The sequence below is a fragment of the Pseudomonas sp. B6(2017) genome (assembly GCF_002112765.1).
GTDB lineage: Bacteria > Pseudomonadota > Gammaproteobacteria > Pseudomonadales > Pseudomonadaceae > Aquipseudomonas > Aquipseudomonas piscis.
The window spans coordinates 57,357-78,190 of the sequence record NZ_NEIQ01000011.1 but is presented as its reverse complement, the minus strand read 5'-3'; the positions used below and the strand labels follow the sequence as shown (position 1 = coordinate 78,190).

The window sequence follows — 20,834 nt, the reverse complement described above, 5'->3', positions numbered from 1 at the left end:
ATAACCTTGATACACAAGCCTCGCTCCTGGCGCTGTAAAAAACGCAAAATGCACGGCGATTCGCGCAGCCCCCAGGGCGCCACCTTCGATCCACACGAGACTCACGATGAAATCCACCCTGCGTCTGGCGGCCCTGTCCGCCCTGTTGTTCGCTTCCCTGGCCCAGGCCGCCGCCCCCATCGACATCGATGTGCACCGCGACGCCAATTGCGGCTGCTGCAAAAAGTGGATCGAACACTTGCAAGCCAATGGTTTCAAGGTCCATGACCATGTCGAGAACGACATGAGCAGCTTCAAGCAGCGCCTGGGCGTGGCCCCGCGCCTGGCCTCTTGCCATACCGCGGTGCTCGACGGCAAGTTCGTCGAGGGCCATGTACCGGCCGAGCAGGTCCTGGCCTTGCGCAAGCGCGATGACCTGCTGGGCATCGCCGCCCCCGGCATGCCCATGGGATCGCCGGGCATGGAAATGGACGGCATGGGCGCCGACGCCTACCAGGTCATCGGCCTGACCAAGGAAGGTCGGGACGTGGTGGTCGCGGACTACCCGGCCCGTTGATCGGCGTCTACTTCGGCTTGTTCCTGGCGGCCTTCGGCGCCGCCACCCTGCTACCGCTGCAGTCCGAAGCACTGCTGGCAGGCCTGCTGCTCAACGGCCAATGGTCGGTGCCGGGCCTGTGGCTGGTGGCGACCCTGGGCAATGTCCTCGGCTCGTTGGTCAACTGGTGGCTGGGGCAGCGCCTGGAGCACTACAAGGACCGCCGCTGGTTCCCCGTCGGCCCGCGTCACCTGCAACGGGCCCGGGTGCATTACCAGCGCTACGGGCATTGGTCGCTACTGCTGAGCTGGCTGCCGCTGATCGGCGACCCACTGACCCTGGTGGCCGGGGTGATGGGCGAGCCGCTCAAGCGCTTCCTGCTGATCGTCAGCCTGGCCAAGGGCGCGCGTTATGCGGTGCTGGCCTGGCTGACCCTGGGCTGGATCGCCTGATCCCCAGGCTCCATAGCAGATTCCCGGCTGACCGCCGAAGGTTTGCGGCCTTTGCCGCAGCTCCACGGTCTCAGCAGCGGCTGTTTATAGGTTGCGAGGTCGCAGCCTGCTTCGTGTAGATACCGTCTTGCCCATTATCGGGCCAACCCGAAGCCCCCAATGCCCCATCACGGGCCGACTCGCAGTCGACGCACCCCTTTCGGGCATTTCCAGGCCCTGCGCGGGCGACCTTTCGTCGGCTGCATCCCATGTCCTGCCTGGCGCCACGGTGAAACGCGCGCCCCATCCGGCACCGCCAAGGCTTCTGTCCTAGACTGGCTCTCGCATCGTGACCAGGCAGTCACAGCGGCAGGAAAAAAGTCGAAACTTTTCATTCCAGCCCAGGGTCAGGGTAAAGGTAGGGCCGCTGCCGCTGGTGCATTCCTTGCAGCGACTCCTCCATCCATTCTGCTTCAGCACTCGGGCAGCACGGGCTGATCGAAGTGCGATGCGTTCGTGCCCGGCCACAGGAACCGGCCGGCACGGCGTGCAATACGCCAAAACAGATCGACGACACGGGAGAGACATATGATCAGCGCTGTATTGGATACCCAGGGAGAACCCATTCCGCAGCAGGCCGGTGGACGCAGCCATCCCCTGGTCCCGCTCCCCGGGAGCAGGACGATACTGCCGCTGGCCCACCAGAACCCCAATCGCAAACGGGTGCTGTTCGTCACCTCGGAGCTCACCGACCTGGTCAAGACCGGCGGCCTGGGCGACGTCTCCGCCGCCCTGCCCCGGGCCATGGCCCATCTGCACGACGTACGGGTGCTGATTCCTGGCTATCCGCAGGTCCTGCACAGCGAGAACCCAATCCACGTCATCGGCGAACTGGGCGGCCATGCCGCGCTGCCGGCCTGCAAGATCGGCCGCATGGACATGCCCGACGGCCTGGTGATCTACGTGCTGATCTGCCCCGAGCTCTATGAGCGCGAAGGCACGCCCTATGGCGCCAACAACGGCCGCGACTGGCCGGACAACCATATCCGCTTCGCCCGCCTGGGCCTGGCCGCCGCCGATATCGCCGCCAACCTGGCGCAGATCCACTGGTGCCCGGACCTGGTGCATGCCCACGACTGGCCCGCCGGCCTGGCACCGGCCTACATGCACTGGCGCGGCCAACGCACCCCGACGTTGTTCACCATCCACAACCTGGCCTACCAGGGCGTGGTCAGCCTGGCCTGCTGCCCGGAACTGGGCATCCCCGAGCACGCCCTGCAACAAGAAGGCATGGAGTTCTACGGCAAGTTGTCGTTCCTCAAGGCGGGCATGGCCTATGCCAGCCACATCACCACGGTGAGCGCCACCTACGCCCGGGAGATCACCACCCCGGACTTCGGCTGCGGGCTCGACGGCTTCCTGGCCAGCAAAACCCAGCAAGGCCTGCTCAGCGGTATTCCCAACGGTATCGACGAAAGCTGGGACGCCGCCACCGACCCGCACCTGTTCTGCCCCTTCGGCATCGGTGACTGGGATGGCAAGGCCGTCAACGCCGCCCACGTACGCCAGCTGTTCGGCCTGGAGCCAAGCGCCGGACCGTTGTTCGCCGTGGTATCGCGGCTGGTCTACCAGAAAGGCCTGGACCTGACCGAAGCGGTGGCCGAGTTCATCGTCGACGCTGGTGGCCAGATCGCCATCATCGGCCGCGGCGAACCGGAGGAAGAACAAGCCATGCGCGAGCTGGCCCGGCGCTTCCCCGGCCGCGTCGGCGTGCATATCGGCTTCAACGAGACCGATGCCCGGCGGATGTTCGCCGGCAGCGACTTCCTGCTCATGCCCTCGCGCTACGAGCCCTGTGGCCTGAGCCAGATGTACGCCCAGCGCTTCGGCTCGCTGCCGGTGGCCCGCAACACCGGCGGCCTGGCGGACACCATCGACGACGGTGTCACCGGCTTCCTGTTCGACGAGTCCAGCGTGGCCAGCTACCAAGGCGCCTTGCAGCGCGCCTTCCAGGTATTCGCCCGGCCCGCGCTGCTGCATGCCATGCGCTGTCGGGCCATGGCCGCGCCCTTCAACTGGTGCCAGGCGGTGGAACCCTACGCCGAACTCTACGAGCAACTGGTGACCCAGGCCTTGGGCTACACCGCCAGGTAAGGGAGCACTGACAGATGCCAGCAAGCACGCCATCCAGCCTGCGCCACGGCGCAGTGCTGCTCGACGCCGAACGGACCCGCTTCGCACTCTGGGCCCCGGATGCGCACCATGTCAGCGTGGAACTGGGCAACGGCCAGTCCGTGCCCATGCTGCCCCAGCCCGAAGGCTGGTTCATGATCCAGGCGCGCTGCCCGGCGGGCAGCCGCTACCGGTTCAATATCGACGGCCAGTTGCAGGTGCCGGACCCGGCGTCCCGGGCCCAGAACGGCGGCGTGCATGGCCCCAGCCTGGTGGTCGATCCCCAGGCCTATGCCTGGCAGCATCCACAGTGGGCCGGCCGGCCCTGGGCCGAAGCGGTGATCTACGAACTGCACGTGGGCTTGCTGGGCGGCTACCAGGGAGTGCAGCAGGTGCTGCCGGCGCTGGTGGAACTGGGGGTGACGGCCATCGAACTGATGCCCCTGGCGCAGTTCCCCGGTGAACGCAACTGGGGCTACGACGGCGTCCTGCCCTATGCCCCGCAAGCCTCCTATGGCACGCCCGAGCAACTCAAGGCCCTGGTGGACGCGGCCCACGGCCTGGGCCTTGGGGTGATCCTGGACGTGGTCTACAACCACTTCGGCCCCGACGGCAACTATTTGCAGCGCTACGCCAGCCCATTCTTTCGCGAGGACCGACAGACCCCCTGGGGGGCCGCCATCGACTTCCGTCGCCGGCCGGTGCGCGACTTCTTCATCGACAACGCCTTGATGTGGCTGCTGGACTACCGCTTCGACGGCCTGCGCCTGGATGCGGTGCATGCCATCGACGATCCGGGCTTCCTGAAGGAGCTGGCCCAGCGGGTGCGCGAAGCTGTTCCCGGCGACCGCCAGGTGTGGCTCAACCTGGAGAACGAGGCGAACCAGGCCAGCCTGTTGCAGCACGGCTTCGATGCCCAGTGGAACGACGATGGCCATAACGCCCTGCACGTATTGCTTACCGGGGAAACGGAGGCTTACTACGCTGACTTCGCCGAACAGCCGACCCAGCAGCTGGCGCGCTGCCTGGGCCAGGGCTTCGCCTTCCAGGGCCACCTGGACCGCCATGGGCGGCGGCGCGGCGAACCCAGCGCCCACTTGCCGCCCAGTGCCTTCGTGCTGTTCTTGCAGAACCACGACCAGATCGGCAACCGCGCGTTCGGCGAACGCCTCAACCAGCTGGCCCCGCCCCAAGCCTTGCACGCGGCCACGGTGCTGTTGCTGCTGGCACCGATGATCCCGCTGCTGTTCATGGGTGATGAAGTGGCGGCGCAGGAACCTTTCCTGTTCTTCACCAGCCACCAGGGCGAACTGGCCGAAGCCGTGCGCCAAGGCCGGCGCGACGAATTCGCCGCCTTCAGCGCCTTCGCCGACGCCTCGGAGCGCCAGCGCATTCCCGATCCCAATGCGCAGTCGACCTTCCAGGCCTCGCGTCCGGGCCATGACGGCGAGCAGGCCGAGGCCACCCGGGCGCTGTACCGCGAACTGCTGCGGATCCGCCACCGCGAGCTGGTGCCGCGCCTGCCCGGAGCCCGCGCCCTGGGCGCCGAGGTGCTGGCCGAGGGCGCCCTCACCGCCCGCTGGCGCCTGGGCGATGGCAGCCTGCTGCGTATCGACCTCAACCTCAGCGCGCACCGGGTCGAACTGCAGCCCGGGACCGATGCCCAGCCGTGGTTCCAGTACCCGCCAGGCACCCTGGAACATTGGCGCCAGGGCTGGTTGCCGGCCTTCAGCGCGCTAGTGCAATTGCAGCCTGCGACAGCCCCCGATGGAGAGCGTTAATGAGCGATGCGCAACTGGAAATACTCGCCAGCCGCGCCGGCCTGGCGGTGGACTGGATCGACGCCAACGGCCGGCCGCAGAAGGTCGAGGCCCGGGTCCTGCGGGCGGTACTGGCCGGATTGGGCCACCCGGCCGGCAACGGCCAGGAGATCGAACGCAGCCTGCAGCAACTGCAACAGCGGCAGCAGGGCCGGCACCTGCCGCCACTGCTGACCGCCGACGTCGGCCAGGGCCTGGACCTGGCCCGTTATTTCCCGGCGCAGACCCAGTGCCGGGTGCAGCTGGAAGACGGCAGCAGCCGGCAATTGCAGCTCGATGACGAAAGCCGGTTGCCCGGGGAATTGCCCGTGGGCTACCACAGCGTGGACATCGAGGACGAACGCTTCATCCTCGCCGTGGCCCCCGAACGTTGCTACAGCGTGGCCGACGCAGTGGCCGACCAGCCGCCGCGGGCCTGGGGCCTGGGGGTGCAGTTGTACGCCCTGCGCCGCAGCGGCGATGGCGGTTTCGGCGATACCCAGGCCCTGGAGGAGCTGGCCCGCCAGGCCGCCGAACGTGGCGCCGATGCCCTGGCCATCAGCCCGCTGCACGCGATGTTCAGCTGCGATCCGCAGCGCTATAGCCCCTACTCGCCCTCCAGCCGGTTGTTCCTCAACAGCCTGTACGCCGCCCCGGGGGCGATCCTTGGCGAACGGGCCTGGCGTACCGCCATCGAGGCCTGTGGCCTGGGCCCGCAGTTGCAGGCGCTGGAGCAACAACCGCTGATCGACTGGCCGGCAGCGGCCCAGGCCAAGCAACAGGTGCTGCGCGAGCTGTACCAGGGCTTCCGCCATGGCGAGCACCCGCTGCACCAGGACTTCGCCAGCTATCGCCAGGCTGCCGGCGAGGCCCTGGAAAACCACTGTCGTTTCGAGGCGATCCAAGCCTTGCGGGTGGCCCGTGGCGAAGATCCGGACTGGCGCCATTGGCCGCCGTACTGGCGCGACCCGGCCAGCCCGGAACTGGCACGCCTGGCCGAGGAGCAAGCCGAGGAAATCGACTTCCATGCGTTCTGCCAATGGCTGATCGCACGCAACCTGGAGCGCGTGCAAAGCGCGGCCCGTAGCAGCGGCATGGGCATCGGCCTGATCGCCGACCTGGCGGTGGGCGCCGACGGTGGCGGCAGCCAGGCCTGGAGCCGCCAGGATCAGTTGCTGGCCGAGCTGACCGTGGGCGCCCCGCCGGACATTCTCAACCGCCAGGGCCAGGGCTGGGGGATCTCGGCCTTCTCTCCCGAAGGCCTGCAACGCAATGGCTTTCGTGCCTTCATCGAGATGCTGCGGGCCAACTTCGCCCATGCCGGCGGCTTGCGCATCGACCATGTGATGGGCTTGCAGCGGCTCTGGGTGATTCCCCTGGGCGCCCCACCCTGCGATGGAGCATACCTGTACTACCCAGTGGACGACCTGCTGCGCCTGCTGGCCCTGGAATCCCAGCGCCACCAGGCCATCGTCCTCGGCGAGGACCTGGGCACGGTGCCCGATGGCCTGCGGGAAAAGCTCGCCGCAAAGGGCATGCTCGGCATGCGCGTGCTGCTGTTCGAGCAGGACCAGGGCTGTCATTTCAAGCCAATCCTAGACTGGCCGGACAACGCCCTGGCCACCACCAGCACCCATGACCTGCCGCCCCTGGCCGGTTGGTGGCACGGCCGCGACATAGAGTGGAACCAGCGCCTGGAACTGGTGGATGACGCCGGGGCCAGGCACTGGCGCGAACATCGCCAGCGCGAGCGCGACGGCCTGCGCCAGGCCCTGGGCCGGGACCCGCAGAACTTTCGCGAGCCGTTGGATGAAACCGACCAGTTGCTCGACGCCAGCGTGCGCTTCCTCGGCCATACCCGTGCGCCCCTGGTGCTGTTGCCACTGGAGGACGCGCTGGGCATCGATGAGCAAGCCAACCTGCCAGGCACCGTCGAGGGTCACCCCAATTGGCGCCGGCGCCTGGCTGGGAGTGCCCGGCGCCTGCTGGACGACACCGACGCCGCGCGGCGCCTGGAACAACTGGCCTGCGCCCGGCGACAAGCACAGGAGCGTGATCGATGAACCTAGAACCTACCCTGGAATTGCGAGCCAGCCTGCGCCTGCAGTTCCACCAGGGCTTCACCCTGGATGACGCCGTGCCGCTGGTGCCCTACTTCGCACGCCTGGGCATCAGCCACCTCTATGCCTCGCCCTTGCTCAGCGCCCGTGCCGGCTCGATGCACGGCTATGACGTGGTGGACCCGACCCGGGTCAACCCGGAGCTGGGCGGCGAAGCGGCCCTGGAGCGCCTGGTGACCGCCCTGCGCGAGCACGACATGGGGCTGATCCTGGATATCGTCTCCAATCACATGGCGGTCGGGGGCGGCGATAATCCCTGGTGGCTCGACCTGCTGCGCTGGGGGCGCCTGAGCCCCTATGGCGAGTTCTTCGATATCCAGTGGCACTCGTCCGACCCGCTGATGGCCGGCCAGCTGCTACTACCATTCCTGGGCAGCGACTACGGCCAGGCGTTGCAGGAAGGCAGCCTGCAATTGCATCTGGACGATGACTTGCGGGGGTTCCATGTCCGCCACCACGAGCATCGCTTCCCCATCTGCCCCGGCGACTATGCAGAGTTGCTGCACCCTCACGGCGCAGCGGCCGAAACCTTGAAGCCTTTGGCCGACGCTTTCGCCGCCCTGCGCTTCAACAGCGATGCCCACGCCCAGGCGCAGGCCTTGCAACAGGCCCTGGGCGAGGCACTGCAACAACCCGAGGTGCGCGAGGCCGTGGAGCACAAGCTTGTCGACTATGACTCCCGGCAGGCCGCCGGCTTCGAACGCCTGCACCAATTGCTGGAGCGCCAGGTCTATCGCCTGGCCAGTTGGCGCACGGCTGCCGACGACATCAACTGGCGCAGGTTCTTCGACATCAACGAACTGGGTGGCCTGCGGGTCGAGCGGCCTGCGGTATTCGAAGCGACCCACGGCAAGATCTTCGAGCTGATCCGGCGCCGTCTGGTAGATGGCCTGCGCATCGACCATGTCGACGGCCTGGCCGACCCCCGAGGCTATTGCCGCAAGCTGCGGCGCCGGGTCGATCGCCTGCGTCCCGGCGAGCACTTGCCGATCTATGTGGAGAAGATCCTCGGTGCCGGTGAAACCCTGCATCGCGACTGGGGGGTCGACGGCAGCACCGGCTACGAGTTCATGAACCAGCTATCGCTGCTGCAACTGGACCCGGCCGGCCAGGCGCCCCTGGCCGAACTCTGGAGCCAGCACAGCCAGCGCTCGTCGCAGTTCGTCGACGAGGCGCGCTTGGCTCGCCAGCAGATCCTCAATGGTTCCCTGGCCGGGGACTTCGAAAGCGTGGCCCAGGCCCTGTTGCAAGTGGCAAGGCTGGACCTGATGAGTCGCGACCTGACCCTGGGCGCCATCCGCCGGGCCTTGCAGGAGCTGATCGTGCACTTCCCGGTGTACCGCACCTATATCGGCGGATGCGGCCGCGGGCCCCAGGACCAGCGTTTTTTCCAGCAAGCGCTGGAAGGCGCCCGGGCCAGCCTCAGCGAAGCCGACTGGCCGGTACTGGATTACCTGGACCGCTGGCTCGGCGGCCAGGGCTGGCGCCAGGTGCCACCAGGGCCGGCGCGCAGCCTGTTGCGCCATGCCGGGGTGCGCTTCCAGCAACTGACCTCGCCCGCGGCGGCCAAAGCCGTGGAAGACACGGCCTTCTATCGCTCGGCGGTGCTGCTGGCGCGCAACGATGTCGGCTTCGATCCCCAGGCCTTCAGTGCGCCACTGGCGGCGTTCCACCAGGCCTGCAGCGAGCGCCTGGAGAACTTTCCCGACAACCTGCTGGCCACCGCCACCCATGACCACAAGCGCGGCGAGGACAGCCGGGCCCGGCTGGCGGTGCTCAGCGAACGCGGCACCTGGTATGCCCGGCAAGTAGCCCATTGGCGAGCCCTGGCAGTGCCGCTGCGCACCAGCGCCGATGCCCCCTCGGCGGCGGACGAGCTGATTCTCTACCAGAGCCTGCTGGGCAGCTGGCCCCTGGACCTGCAGGCCGACGCGGGCCCGGCCCTGGAGGAATATGCCCGACGCATCTGGCAATGGCAGCTCAAGGCCCTGCGCGAGGCCAAGCTGCACAGCGGCTGGTCCGCCCCCAACCCGCCATACGAAGAGGCCGTGCAGGCCTTCGTCGAGAACCTGCTGCTCGCGCCCCGGGGCCTGGAACTGCGCCAATCGATCGCCGCCGCGGCCCGCTCCATCGCCCCCGCCGGCGCCCTCAACAGCCTGGCGCAGACCCTGTTGCGCCTGACCGTGCCCGGCGTCCCCGACCTGTACCAGGGCAATGAGTTCTGGGACTTCAGCCTGGTGGACCCGGACAACCGCCGGCCGGTGGACTACCAGGCCCGGCGCCAGGCCCTGGAGCAGCCGGCCACGGCGGCCCAGTGGCTGGCCCACTGGCACACCGGCCACATCAAGCAAGGCCTGATCGCCCGCACCCTGGAGCTGCGCCGGCAACATCCGCAGCTGTTCCGGCATGGCAGCTACCAGCCGTTGCAGGTCCTGGGGCAGCGGGCCGGCCAGGTCCTGGCCTTCCTGCGCGAATACCGTCAGCAGCGAGCGCTGGTACTGGTGCCGGTACGGGTCGCCGGGCTGCTCGGTGACAGTCCGCTGCCGCACGTGGATGCCGCGCTCTGGGGCGATACCCGGGTGCAACTGCCATTCGCCGCCCCGGGGCGCAATCTGAATGGACTTTTTGCCAACGCGACAGTCACAGCCCACAGGGAGCTGATGCTCGCCGAGGTCCTGCGGGACTTCGCGTTGAACCTCTTGATCGACCATTGAATCCAGCGCGGGAGCATTGCAATGAGTACCGACGACAAACGCATACGTGAGTTCGCCTATCAAATCTGGGAATCGGAAGGAAAACCCCAGGGCCAGGAACAACGCCATTGGGAAATGGCCTGCAAGCTCGCCGAGGCCGAAGCCCTGGCCCCGGCCAAGCCGCCCAAGGCCACGCAGGCCAAGCCGGCAGCCGCCAAGCCCGGGGCCAAGGCGGCGGTCAAGCCCAAGGCCAAGTCGGCCACCACAGTGCTGCCACCGGGAGAGAAACCGGCCGCGGCCAAGAAGCCCCGGGCGCCACGCAAGCCGCCCACCAACTGAAATATTCCGCAGCCCGGCCCACACCCTTGCCGTTGTGACACTGCCAGTGCCGCAATGATCGCCTTCGCGCCTGTTCCACCCTTCTCATTGCAGGAGCAACCATGAGTACAGTCACCAAGCACAGCCTGACCGCAAGCCCCGATGGCGAGCCTTCGCGCATCCGTGAAGGCCTGCCCTTCCCCCTGGGCGCCACCTGGGACGGCCTGGGCGTCAATTTCGCCCTGTTCTCGGCCAACGCCACCAAGGTCGAGCTTTGCATCTTCGACGCCGCCGGCGAGGTGGAGCTGGAGCGCATCGAACTGCCGGAGTACACCGACGAAATCTTCCACGGCTACCTGCCCGACGCCCATCCCGGGCTGGTCTATGGCTACCGCGTGCACGGCCCCTACGATCCGGTCAATGGCCATCGCTTCAACCCCAACAAGCTGTTGATCGACCCCTATGCCAAGCAACTGGTGGGTGAACTCAAGTGGTCCGAGGCGCTATTCGGCTACACCATCGGCCATCCCGATGCCGACCTGAGCTTCGATGAGCGCGACAGCGCGCCCTTCGTGCCCAAGTGCAAGGTGATCGACCCGGCCCATACCTGGGGCAACGACCAGCGCGTCAGCGTGCCCTGGGACAAGACCATCATCTACGAGACCCATGTCCGCGGCTTCACCATGCGCCACCCGGCGGTTCCCGAGCAGTTACGCGGCAGCTTCGCCGGGCTGATGGTCGAGGACGTGCTCAAGCACATCCGCAGCCTGGGGGTGTCGTCGGTGGAACTGCTGCCGATCCACGCCTTCGTCAACGACCAGCATCTGCTGCAAAAAGGCATGACCAACTACTGGGGCTACAACAGCATCGCCTTCTTCGCCCCGGACCCGCGCTACCTGGCCAGCGGCAAGATCGCCGAATTCAAGGAGATGGTCGCGCACCTGCACGAGGCCGGCCTGGAAGTGCTGCTGGACGTGGTCTACAACCACACCGCCGAGGGCAACGAACAGGGTCCGACCCTGTCCATGCGTGGTATCGACAACGCCTCGTACTACCGCCTGATGCCCGACGACAAGCGCTTCTACATCAATGATTCCGGGACCGGCAACACCCTGGACCTGAGCCATCCGTGCGTCTTGCAGATGGTTACCGACTCGCTGCGCTACTGGGCCGGCGAGATGCACGTCGATGGTTTCCGCTTCGACCTGGCGACCATTCTCGGGCGCTATCACGATGGCTTCGACGAGCGCCACAGCTTTCTCGTCGCCTGCCGCCAGGACCCGCTGCTGCGCCAGGTGAAGATGATCGCCGAGCCCTGGGACTGCGGCCCGGGCGGTTACCAGGTGGGGCGCTTCCCACCGGGCTGGATGGAGTGGAACGATCGTTTTCGCGATACCGTGCGCGCCTTCTGGAAAGGCGATGACGGCCAATTGGCGGATTTCGCCGGGCGCATGACCGCCTCCGGAGAGATGTTCAACCAGCGGGGGCGCCGCCCGTACGCCTCGGTCAACTTCATCACTGCCCACGACGGCTTCACCCTGCACGACCTGGTGTCCTACAACGACAAGCACAACGAGGCCAACGACGAGAACAACCAGGACGGCAGCAACAACAACCTGTCCTGGAATCACGGGACAGAAGGCCCCACCGACGATCCGGCGATCAACGCCCTGCGCCTGCGCCAGATGCGCAACTTCTTCGCCACCCTGCTGCTGGCCCAGGGCACGCCGATGATGGTGGCCGGCGACGAATTCGCCCGTACCCAGCACGGCAACAACAATGCCTATTGCCAGGATAGCGAGATCGGCTGGGTCAACTGGGACCTGGACGACGATGGCAAGTCGCTGCTCAAGTTCGTCAAGCGCCTGGTCAAGCTGCGCCTGAGCTATCCGATCCTGCGGCGCGGACGCTTCCTGGTAGGCAACTACAACGAGGATATCGGGGTCAAGGACGTGACCTGGCTGGCCCCCGACGGCAGCGAAATGACCACCGAGCATTGGCAGGATGCCCATGGCCGGTGCCTGGGCATGCTGCTCGATGGCCGCGCCCAGGAAACCGGCATCCGCCGCCCGGGTGCCGACGCCACGGTGCTGCTGGTGGTCAACGCGCACCACGACATCGTCAACTTCCGCCTGCCGCAAGTGCCGGCCGGGGAATTCTGGACATGCATGCTCGATACCAACCAGCCGGCGGTGCGCGGCCAGGAACGCCTGGATTTCGGCCATGAATACTCGGTGACCGGGCGTTCGCTGCTGCTCTTCGAGCTCCAGCACGAGGATCAGGAATAGCCGCAACCCAGGCCGGGTCGGCCTGGGAACGCCTTGGAACAGAGGCTTGGGGGGACGCCTGGCGCTTTTCGGGGACGATATTCGGCAGGGCGACATACCTGGTAACGAAATACGTCTACCCTATCAAGCGGACCGCAATCGACAAATTATCCTGGCGCCCCCTGTGTGGACGGCGCCGGGCTGAGTATGATTGCGCAGCTATCACGGCGTTCCAAAGGGATGGGACACCGGTACTTCACGCTGAGGCAGGTGCCATGAAATCAGCGTGCGTGCAAACCCAGGGCCGATGCTGAACGCTCGTTCAGCTTTTCGCATACGACCCGGAAACAGGGATGTATCACGTTATGAAAGCCATATCCGCAATAGATAACAGCTGGCCCAGCCAGATCTGGAACAGCGCCCATAACCTGGCCGAGGTCCCGGCCATCAATCTTGCCAACCTGGTACCGGCCGGTTCCCGCGCGGTGATGGTGGCTCCGCATCCCGGTGACGAAGTGATCGCCAGTGGCGGCCTGCTGCAAGTGCTGGCCCACCACGGCCACCCCCTGGAGCTCATCTCGGTCAGCGATGGCAGCGCCAGCCACCCCGGGTCCGAGGTCTGGCCGGAACGCCGCCTGAGTGTGTTCCGGCCCCAGGAAAGCGCCGAGGCCCTGCGCCGCCTGGGCCTGCCTTTGCATAGCCTGAAATGGATTCGCGGCGGGTTCGCCGACAGCGCCTTGAGCGAGCGCGAGCAGCAGTTGGTGCCGTTCATCAGCCGCTACCTGCGCCCCGGGGACGTGGTGTTCAGTACCTGGCGCGAAGACGGCAACCTCGATCACGAGGCCGTGGGCCGGGCTGCCGCCAAGGCCGCGGCGCAGGTGGGGGCAAGGTTCTGCGAGATCCCCGTGTGGGCCTGGCACAGCTCGGCCCGCGAGGAGCACCAGATTCCCTGGCAACGCGCGCGCAAGCTGCGCCTGGACACCTGGACCGTGGCCCGCAAGCGCCACGCCGCCCATGCCTACGCCAGCCAACTGCAGGGCGAGCCGGAGATCGGCCTGCAGCCGTCGCTGTCGCCCATCGTGCTCGAACGCATGCGCCTGCCCTACGAAATCATCCTCATGTAGCGCGGTCCGGGTGGAATCCAGCTGAACGCCAGCGCCGGTCATCAGTCCCAAGCAGTAACCGCCACTGATTTCACAGGAGCGAGCGTGAACAGCGACTCCACCCGGCCAGTGCCCCGCGGGGCCACCCAGCGGTTGCGCATCCTGACGGTCAACACCCACAAGGGCTTCACCGCCCTGAACCGGCGCTTCATCCTCCCCGAGCTGCGCGAAGCGGTGCGCAGCACCCAGGCCGACCTGGTGTTCCTCCAGGAGGTGCTGGGCGAGCATGGCCGCCACGCCTCGCGCCTGGACAACTGGCCTTCCCAGTCGCAGTACGAGTTCCTCGCCGACAGCATGTGGAGCGACTATGCCTACGGGCGCAACGCGGTGTATCCCGATGGCCATCACGGCAACGCCGTGCTGTCGAAATTCCCCATCCGCCAGTATCGCAACCTCGATGTGTCGATCACCGGCCCCGAGCGCCGGGGCCTGCTGCATTGCGTGCTGGATGTGCCTGGCCACGACGAAGTGCATGCCATCTGCGTGCACCTGAGCCTCCTGGAAAGCCACCGGCAGCTACAGCTGGCCCTGCTCTGCCAACTGCTCGAATCCCTGCCCGGGCAGGCCCCGGTGATCATCGCCGGTGACTTCAACGATTGGCAGCTGCGCGGCAACAGCATCCTGGGCCGACGCAACGACCTGCACGAAGCCTTCGAACGCCATCATGGCCGCCCGGCCCGCACCTATCCGGCACGTTGGCCGCTACTGCGCCTGGACCGCGTCTACCTGCGCAACGCCGGCAGCCACAGCCCGCAGATCCTGGGCAACAAACCCTGGACCCACCTCTCCGACCACCTGCCCCTGGCGGTGGAAGTCCACCTGCCGGAACCTGCCGTACATCCGGATTGCTGAACCGGCACTGGCGCCGCGCCGAGGCTGATGCATGCTCTGTAACGGACAGGGACCCTGGGCGGCCGCCCGGGGCCGCCGCTGCCGTGAAAAGGAGCGATGCCATGAGCGATACCCCCACGATCGTCCTGGTCCACGGGTTCTGGGGCGGCGCCGCCCACTGGAACCGGGTCATCGACGATCTGCTGGAACGCGGCCAGCAGAAGATCCGCGCGGTAGAGTTGCCCCTGACGTCCCTGGCCGACGACGTCGAGCGCACCCGCAATCTGCTGGCCCAGCAAGCCGGGCCGGTACTGCTGGTGGGGCATTCCTACGGCGGCGCGGTGATCACCCAGGCCGGCCACGAGGCCAACGTCGCAGGCCTTGTGTACATCGCCGCCTTCGCTCCCGACAGCGGCGAGAGCCCCGGCAGCCTGACCCAGGAGTTTCCTCCCGCGGCCGCGGCCAACCTGGAACCGGACAGCGACGGCTACCTGTGGGTTCGTCCGGAGCGCTTCCATGAGAGTTTTTGCCAGGACCTGCCGCCCCGCGAGGGACTGATCATGGGCCTGGTCCAGAAAGCCCCGCTGGCCAGCACCTTCGGCGATACCCTGGGCGCCCCGGCCTGGCGCGACAAACCCTCGTGGTACCAGATCTCCAGCGCCGACCGCATGATCGCCCCGCACAACCAGGAGCGCATGGCCGCGCGCTTGAACGCGCGCAAGGTGATCCGCCTGGACGCCAGCCATGCCTCCCTGGCCTCGCAGCCGCACGCCGTGGCCGGGTTGATCGCCGAGGCCGCCGCCAGCCTCTGATCGGCCAGGGCTGGCGTTCAACTTCGGCAGCGGCTAAACGAAGCGCGCCCTTTAGTCGTGTCAGTGGCCGGGGCGCAGGATCAGCACCGCCAGGGGCGGCAGGTTGAGCACCAGGGACAGGGCCTGGCCGTGGCTTTCCTGTTCTTCGCTGAAGGCTTCGCCGGCGTTGCCGTAGTTGGACCCGGCATAGAGCTGCGAATCGCTGTTGAGTACCTCGCTCCAGCGCCCGGCCAAGGGTACGCCCACGCGATACCCCTCGCGTGGCACCGGGGTGAAGTTGGCCACCACCAGCAACGGCTCGCCATTGCGGCTCCAGCGCAGCCAGGCATACACACTGTTGAGCGCATCGTCGCCAATCAGCCACTGGAAGCCCTGGGGCACGTGGTCCTGCTCGTGCAGCGCCGGATACTCGCGGTACAGGCGGTTGAGGTCGCCCACCAGCTGTTGCACGCCACGGTGTTCGGGATATTGCAGCAAGTACCAGTCCAGCTGCTGGTCGTGGTTCCACTCGCGCCACTGGCCGAATTCGCAGCCCATGAACAACAGCTTCTTGCCTGGATGGGTCCACATGAAGCTCAGGTAGGCCCGCAGGTTGGCGAACTTCTGCCAGCGATCGCCGGGCATCTTGTCGATCAGCGAATGTTTGCCGTGCACCACTTCATCATGGGAGATCGGCAGGATGAAGCGCTCGGACCAGGCATACACCAGGCCGAAGCTCAGCTCGTTGTGGTGGTGGGCCCGATAGACCGGGTCTTGCTGGATGTAATGCAGGGAGTCGTGCATCCAGCCCATGTTCCACTTGTAGGCGAAGCCCAGCCCGCCATGCTCGGTACTCTGGCTGACCCCGGGCCAGGCGGTGGATTCCTCGGCGATCACCAGGGCGCCCGGCGCCTCCAGGTCCACCACGTCGTTGAGATGGCGCAGGAACTCGATCGCCTCGAGATTTTCCCGGCCGCCGTGACGGTTGGGCACCCACTCCCCGGCCTTGCGCGAGTAGTCGCGGTAGAGCATCGAGGCCACCGCATCGACCCGCAGCCCGTCGATATGGAAATGCTTGAGCCAATGCAGGGCCGAGGCCAGCATGAAGCCGTGGACCTCGGTACGCCCGAGGTTGTAGATCAGGGTGTCCCAATCCTGGTGGAAACCTTCCAGGGGGTTGCCGTACTCATACAGCGCCGTGCCATCGAACTGCGCCAACCCATGGGTATCGGTGGGAAAGTGCGCCGGTACCCAGTCCAGGATCACCCCGATCTGCGCCAGGTGGCAGGCATTGACGAAGGCCGCGAACTCCTCGGGCGTACCGTAGCGGGCGCTGGGCGCGAACTGCGCCAGGGGCTGGTAGCCCCAGGAACCGCCGAACGGGTGTTCCATGATCGGCATCAGCTCGATATGGGTGAAGCCCAGTTCCTTGACGTAGGGAATCAACCGTTCGGCCAGCTCCGGCCAACTGTAGTGGCGGGCCACCTCGCCCACGTCGTCGACCTCGCACTGCCAGGAACCGGCGTGCAGCTCGTAGATCGCCAGCGGCGCATCGACCCGCTGGCGTTCGCCACGGGCCAGCATCCACTCCTGGTCTTGCCAGTCGATGGCCAGCGGCGCCGCGACCTTCGACGCGGTGTCGGGCGGCATCTGGGTCGCCAGGGCTACCGGGTCGGCCTTGAGCGGCAGGATGCCGTGGGGGCCCAGGACCTCGTACTTGTAGGATTCACCAGCGTGCAAGCGCGGGATGAACAGCTCCCAGACCCCCGAAGGATGGCGCAGGCGCATGGGATGCCGACGGCCGTCCCAGACATTGAAGTCACCCACCACCGAGACCCGCCGGGCATTGGGCGCCCACACCGCGAAACGCACACCGGCGACGCCGTCCACCGTGGTCAACTGGGCTCCCAGGCAACTGCCGAGGTCGCGGTGATTGCCTTCGGCGAACAGGTACAGGTCCATTTCGCCAAGCAACGGCCCGAAGCTGTAGGGGTCTTCGCTGACCTGTTCGCCACCGGCCCACTGCACACGCAGCAGGTAGGGCCGGGCCTCGGGAAAATGCCCGGCGAACAACCCCGGCACCTCGTCGGCTTCCAGGTTGCCGAGCAATTGCTGCTGCTCGCGGTCCAGCACCTGGACACTCAGCGCTCCGGGCAGGAAAGCCCGGATGACCTGCCCACCGGCACCGTCGCCATGGGGCCCGAGGATGGCGAACGGGTCGTTGTTCTCGGCCCGGACCAGGGCCTCGATAGCCCCGGCCGGTGGCAGCAACCTCCCCTGGCGCCGCTCCTGCTCCCTGTTCGAGAAATTCATGACTGCTCTCCATCGATGTCGTAAAAGTCCGGTAGTTCACGCAACAGGCCGGCCAGGCCGCGCAGCGGCACGTGCAACCAGGCGGGCCGGTTCTGCGCCTCATAGGCCAGCTCATAAGCCGCCTTCTCCAGGCTGAACAGCACCAGGGCGGCATCGGCCGCCGGCGCTCGCCAGCCATGGGCAAGATTAGCCGTCGCCTGTCGGTACGCCGTGACGAAAGCCTGACGGGAGCGCTCCAGGTAGCGCCCGACCACGGCTTGCCGGACCGCCTGGGCATCCGGCGCGCCATCCACCGCCGGCGCCTCCAGGGCCAGGGCCGCGGCGTAGTCGAACGAACGCAGCACGCCACTGACATCCTTGTAGGGGCTGTGCTTGGCTCGGCGTTCCGCCAGGGGCCGCGCCGGCTCGCCCTCGAAGTCGATCAGGTAGGCATCGCCCTTGATCACCAGCACCTGGCCCAGGTGCAGGTCGCCATGGACCCGGATGCGCAAGCCGCCCAACAATTGCCCGGCCAGTTGATCGACTGCGGCGAGGATGCGCCCCTTGTGCCGCAACAGGCGTCGGCACAGGCCACGGTCGGTCTCGGCCAGGCTGTCCTGGTGTTCTTCGAGCAATTGCAAACTGTGTTCCAGTTGCCCACTGACTTGGCGCTGGCAAGCCTGCAGGTCCTCCTGGGTATAGGCCTGGGGCGCGAAGTCCGCAGTACTGCCGGGGGCGGCGAGCAGCATGTGCATTTCCCCCAGGCGCTGGCCCAGGAGCCCGGCGAAGTCCTGGAGTTCGGCGAGGGCGTTGTAATGCTGCTCCTGTTCGGAAACGGCGCTGGCCAGCTCGTCGCGGATCGCTCGCTCCAGGTTGCTCTGGGTCCACTCCCAGGCGTCGCCCTGGTTGCTCAGGTAGCCCTGGGCGATCATCAGCAGGTGATCCTCGCCCTGCGCGTCACGGCGCACCACCGAGCCCAGCAATGGCGAAATATGGGCAAAACCGGCCTGGGTGAGAAAAGCGCCCATTTCCAGTTCCGGGTGGATGCCGCCGGCCACCTTGCGCACCAGCTTGAGCACCAGGCTTTCGCCCACCACCACCGAGCTGTTGGATTGCTCGGCCGACAGGTAGCGCACGTCGACCTCGGCATCCAGGCCCAGGCGCTGCAGTTGCGGGCTGCCATCGAAACGGATCTGCCCGGCGTCGCTGTCCAAGCGAGCCTGGGCCTGGAGCGCCTGGAGCACGCTGCGCACGAAGCTGTCGAGGGCAAAGGCATCGGTGATCAAGCCCACCTGGCGCCCGCGCCGGACCCGGGACATGGCCAGTTGCTGGGGCAAGGCGCTGCTGATCTGGTCCTCGGCCAGCAGGCCGAATGGCACCTGGTAGCGCTGGCTGCGGCCCTGGCTGGTGACCTCGATCTCGCCCAGCAGCACCGGATGCTGCGGATCGCCGAAGCGCACGCCATACACCAGCTGCACTTGGCCCAGGGTGCTGTCCTTGTCGGCGAACCAGCGGCGCTTGGGCAGCCAGCTGGGCAGGATTTCCTGCTCCAGGGTGGTGCGCGCTGGCGCCTCCAGCAATTCCTCGAGGCGTTTCTTCAACACCAGGGTGGTGAACTCCGGCAGGCTCTGGGACGGCTCGACATGCCAGCTGGGCATCTGCTGCTCGCTGGCCAGGACGAACCAGTAGAAGCCATAGGGCGCCAGCGTCAGCAGGAAATTCAATTGGCCGATGGGCGGGAAGGCGCTGCCGCCGAGCATCTCCACCGGCACCATGCCGGCGAAGCTCGACAGGTCCAGCTCCGCCGCCTGGGCGCTGCGCGAGACGTTGGCCACGCAGAGGATGATCTCCTGCTTGCCATCGGGCCCGGTGTATTCGCGGGTATAGGCCAGGATCCGGCGATTGTTCGGCGACAGCATCTTCAGCGTGCCCCGGCCGAAGGCCCTGGATTGCTTGCGCACCGCCAGCAGGCGCCGGGTCCAGTTGAGCAGCGAATGCGGATCGCCGGACTGGGTCTCGACGTTGACCGACTGGTAGCCGTAGAGCGGGTCCATGATCGGCGGCAGCACCAGGCTCGCCGGGTCGGCCCGGGAGAAGCCGCCGTTACGGTCGATGGACCACTGCATCGGCGTGCGCACGCCATCGCGGTCGCCCAGGTAGATGTTGTCGCCCATGCCGATCTCGTCGCCGTAGTACAGGGTCGGGGTACCGGGCATCGACAGCAGCAGGCTGTTGAGCAGTTCGATGCGCCGCCGATCACGCTCCATCAGCGGTGCCAGGCGCCGGCGGATGCCCAGGTTGATCCGCGCCCGCCGGTCAGCGGCGTAGTAGTTCCACAGGTAGTCGCGCTCCTTGTCGGTGACCATTTCCAGGGTCAGCTCATCGTGGTTGCGCAGGAAGATCGCCCACTGGCAATTGGCCGGGATTTCCGGGGTCTGGCGCAGGATGTCGGTGATCGGGAAGCGATCTTCCTGGGCCAGGGCCATGTACATGCGTGGCATCAGCGGAAAGTGGAAGGCCATGTGGCATTCGTCGCCATCGGCGCCATTGCCGCTGGCCTGGCCGAAGTACAGCTGGGTGTCCTCGGGCCACTGGTTGGCCTCGGCCAGGAGCATGCGGTCCGGATAATGGGCATCGATCTCGGCGCGGATGCGCTTGAGCACATCGTGGGTCTCGGCCAGGTTCTCGTTGTTGGTGCCATCGCGCTCGATCAGGTAGGGGATGGCATCCAGGCGCAGGCCGTCGATCCCCATGTCCAGCCAGTGGCGCATGACCGAGAGCACGGCCTTCATCACCTGCGGATTGTCGAAGTTCAGGTCCGGCTGGTGGGAATAGAAGCGGTGCCAGAAGTACTGGCCCGCCACCGGGTCCCAGGTCCAGTTGGACTTCTCGGTGTCGAGGAAGATGATCCGCGTGCCGGCGTACTTCTGGTCGTCATCGGACCACACATAGAAGTTGCGCGCCGCCGAACCGGGCTTGGCCTTGCGGGCACGCTGGAACCAGGGGTGCTGGTCGGAGGTGTGGTTGATCACCAGTTCGGCGATCACCCGCAGTTCGCGCTTGTGGGCCTCGGCGATGAACCGCCGGACATCCGCCAGGGTGCCATAGTCGGGGCTGACCCCACGGTATTCGGCGATGTCGTAGCCGTCGTCGCGCCGTGGCGAGGGATAGAACGGCAACAACCAGATGGTGTTGACCCCCAGTTCCTTGATGTAGTCCAGCTTGGCGATCAGCCCGGGAAAATCGCCGACGCCATCGTCGTTGGAATCGAAATAGGACTTCACATGCACTTGGTAGATCACCGCGTCCTTGTACCAGAGCGGATCCTTGATGAAGGTCGCGGGTCGGGTCTTCTTCGCCATTGCTCACTCCTGAATCTGTTCAGAGGTCCCTGCCCGGCCACTGCCGCCTGGCCTCAAGGC

General features: G+C 66.7%; 13 protein-coding genes. 11 read left to right on the top strand and 2 right to left on the bottom strand.

Features of this window, described 5'->3' with window-relative positions; genetic code table 11:
- Positions 1-106 precede the first annotated feature (106 nt).
- From CAG11_RS19545 to CAG11_RS19495, 11 genes are all read left to right on the top strand, one after another.
- Positions 107-556, top strand: coding sequence for a DUF411 domain-containing protein (locus CAG11_RS19545; RefSeq protein ID WP_085597514.1), 450 nt, complete (start codon positions 107-109; stop codon positions 554-556).
- A complete protein-coding gene (locus CAG11_RS19540; protein ID WP_085597513.1) occupies positions 553-987 on the top strand; it encodes a YqaA family protein in 435 nt (144 codons plus the stop codon). The genes CAG11_RS19545 and CAG11_RS19540 overlap by 4 nt, the downstream gene beginning before the upstream one ends.
- 567 nt (positions 988-1,554) lie before the next feature.
- Entirely contained in the window at positions 1,555-3,120 is a 1,566-nt protein-coding gene (gene glgA, locus CAG11_RS19535) for a glycogen synthase GlgA (RefSeq protein WP_085597512.1), read from the top strand.
- Between the two features lie 14 nt (positions 3,121-3,134).
- Positions 3,135-4,919: a malto-oligosyltrehalose trehalohydrolase gene (treZ, locus tag CAG11_RS19530; protein WP_085597511.1), complete on the top strand. Its 1,785-nt coding sequence runs from the start codon at positions 3,135-3,137 to the stop codon at positions 4,917-4,919.
- Complete coding sequence (malQ, locus tag CAG11_RS19525) at positions 4,919-7,000, top strand: 4-alpha-glucanotransferase (protein ID WP_085597510.1); 2,082 nt, start codon at positions 4,919-4,921, stop codon at positions 6,998-7,000. Before treZ ends, malQ begins: the two co-directional genes overlap by 1 nt.
- Complete coding sequence (locus CAG11_RS19520) at positions 6,997-9,771, top strand: malto-oligosyltrehalose synthase (protein ID WP_085597509.1); 2,775 nt, start codon at positions 6,997-6,999, stop codon at positions 9,769-9,771. Before malQ ends, CAG11_RS19520 begins: the two co-directional genes overlap by 4 nt.
- 21 nt (positions 9,772-9,792) lie before the next feature.
- Entirely contained in the window at positions 9,793-10,089 is a 297-nt protein-coding gene (locus tag CAG11_RS19515; protein ID WP_085597508.1) for a DUF2934 domain-containing protein, read from the top strand.
- Positions 10,090-10,190: 101 nt separating this feature from the next.
- Positions 10,191-12,356 carry a glycogen debranching protein GlgX gene (glgX, locus tag CAG11_RS19510; RefSeq protein ID WP_085597507.1) on the top strand — a complete coding sequence of 722 codons (2,166 nt, stop codon included), beginning with the start codon at positions 10,191-10,193 and terminating at the stop codon, positions 12,354-12,356.
- A gap of 344 nt (positions 12,357-12,700) precedes the next feature.
- On the top strand, positions 12,701-13,459 hold the full coding sequence (locus CAG11_RS19505) for a PIG-L deacetylase family protein (RefSeq protein ID WP_085597506.1): 759 nt from the start codon (positions 12,701-12,703) through the stop codon (positions 13,457-13,459).
- 84 nt (positions 13,460-13,543) lie between these two features.
- Positions 13,544-14,350, top strand: a complete 807-nt coding sequence (locus CAG11_RS19500; protein ID WP_085597505.1) for an endonuclease/exonuclease/phosphatase family protein — start codon at positions 13,544-13,546, stop codon at positions 14,348-14,350.
- A 101-nt stretch (positions 14,351-14,451) separates the two neighbouring features.
- Positions 14,452-15,141: an alpha/beta hydrolase gene (locus tag CAG11_RS19495; RefSeq protein WP_085597504.1), complete on the top strand. Its 690-nt coding sequence runs from the start codon at positions 14,452-14,454 to the stop codon at positions 15,139-15,141.
- Between the two features lie 60 nt (positions 15,142-15,201).
- On the opposite strand, the gene glgB is transcribed toward CAG11_RS19495, so the two are convergent.
- Positions 15,202-17,433 carry a 1,4-alpha-glucan branching protein GlgB gene (gene glgB, locus CAG11_RS19490; RefSeq protein WP_085597503.1) on the bottom strand — a complete coding sequence of 744 codons (2,232 nt, stop codon included), beginning with the start codon at positions 17,431-17,433 and terminating at the stop codon, positions 15,202-15,204.
- On the bottom strand, positions 17,430-20,774 hold the full coding sequence (gene treS, locus CAG11_RS19485; RefSeq protein ID WP_085597502.1) for a maltose alpha-D-glucosyltransferase: 3,345 nt from the start codon (positions 20,772-20,774) through the stop codon (positions 17,430-17,432). The genes glgB and treS overlap by 4 nt, the downstream gene beginning before the upstream one ends.
- Positions 20,775-20,834: the final 60 nt, after the last annotated feature.

Excerpts from the sequence above, each read along its gene's own strand:
- CAG11_RS19545 (WP_085597514.1), top strand. The coding sequence starts at position 107 with ATGAAATCCACCCTGCGTCTGGCGGCCCTGTCCGCCCTGTTGTTCGCT.
- glgA (WP_085597512.1), top strand. The coding sequence starts at position 1,555 with ATGATCAGCGCTGTATTGGATACCCAGGGAGAACCCATTCCGCAGCAG.
- treZ (WP_085597511.1), top strand. The coding sequence starts at position 3,135 with ATGCCAGCAAGCACGCCATCCAGCCTGCGCCACGGCGCAGTGCTGCTC.
- malQ (WP_085597510.1), top strand. The coding sequence starts at position 4,919 with ATGAGCGATGCGCAACTGGAAATACTCGCCAGCCGCGCCGGCCTGGCG.
- CAG11_RS19520 (WP_085597509.1), top strand. The coding sequence starts at position 6,997 with ATGAACCTAGAACCTACCCTGGAATTGCGAGCCAGCCTGCGCCTGCAG.
- CAG11_RS19515 (WP_085597508.1), top strand. The coding sequence starts at position 9,793 with ATGAGTACCGACGACAAACGCATACGTGAGTTCGCCTATCAAATCTGG.
- glgX (WP_085597507.1), top strand. The coding sequence starts at position 10,191 with ATGAGTACAGTCACCAAGCACAGCCTGACCGCAAGCCCCGATGGCGAG.
- CAG11_RS19505 (WP_085597506.1), top strand. The coding sequence starts at position 12,701 with ATGAAAGCCATATCCGCAATAGATAACAGCTGGCCCAGCCAGATCTGG.
- CAG11_RS19495 (WP_085597504.1), top strand. The coding sequence starts at position 14,452 with ATGAGCGATACCCCCACGATCGTCCTGGTCCACGGGTTCTGGGGCGGC.
- glgB (WP_085597503.1), bottom strand. The coding sequence starts at position 17,433 with ATGAATTTCTCGAACAGGGAGCAGGAGCGGCGCCAGGGGAGGTTGCTG.
- treS (WP_085597502.1), bottom strand. The coding sequence starts at position 20,774 with ATGGCGAAGAAGACCCGACCCGCGACCTTCATCAAGGATCCGCTCTGG.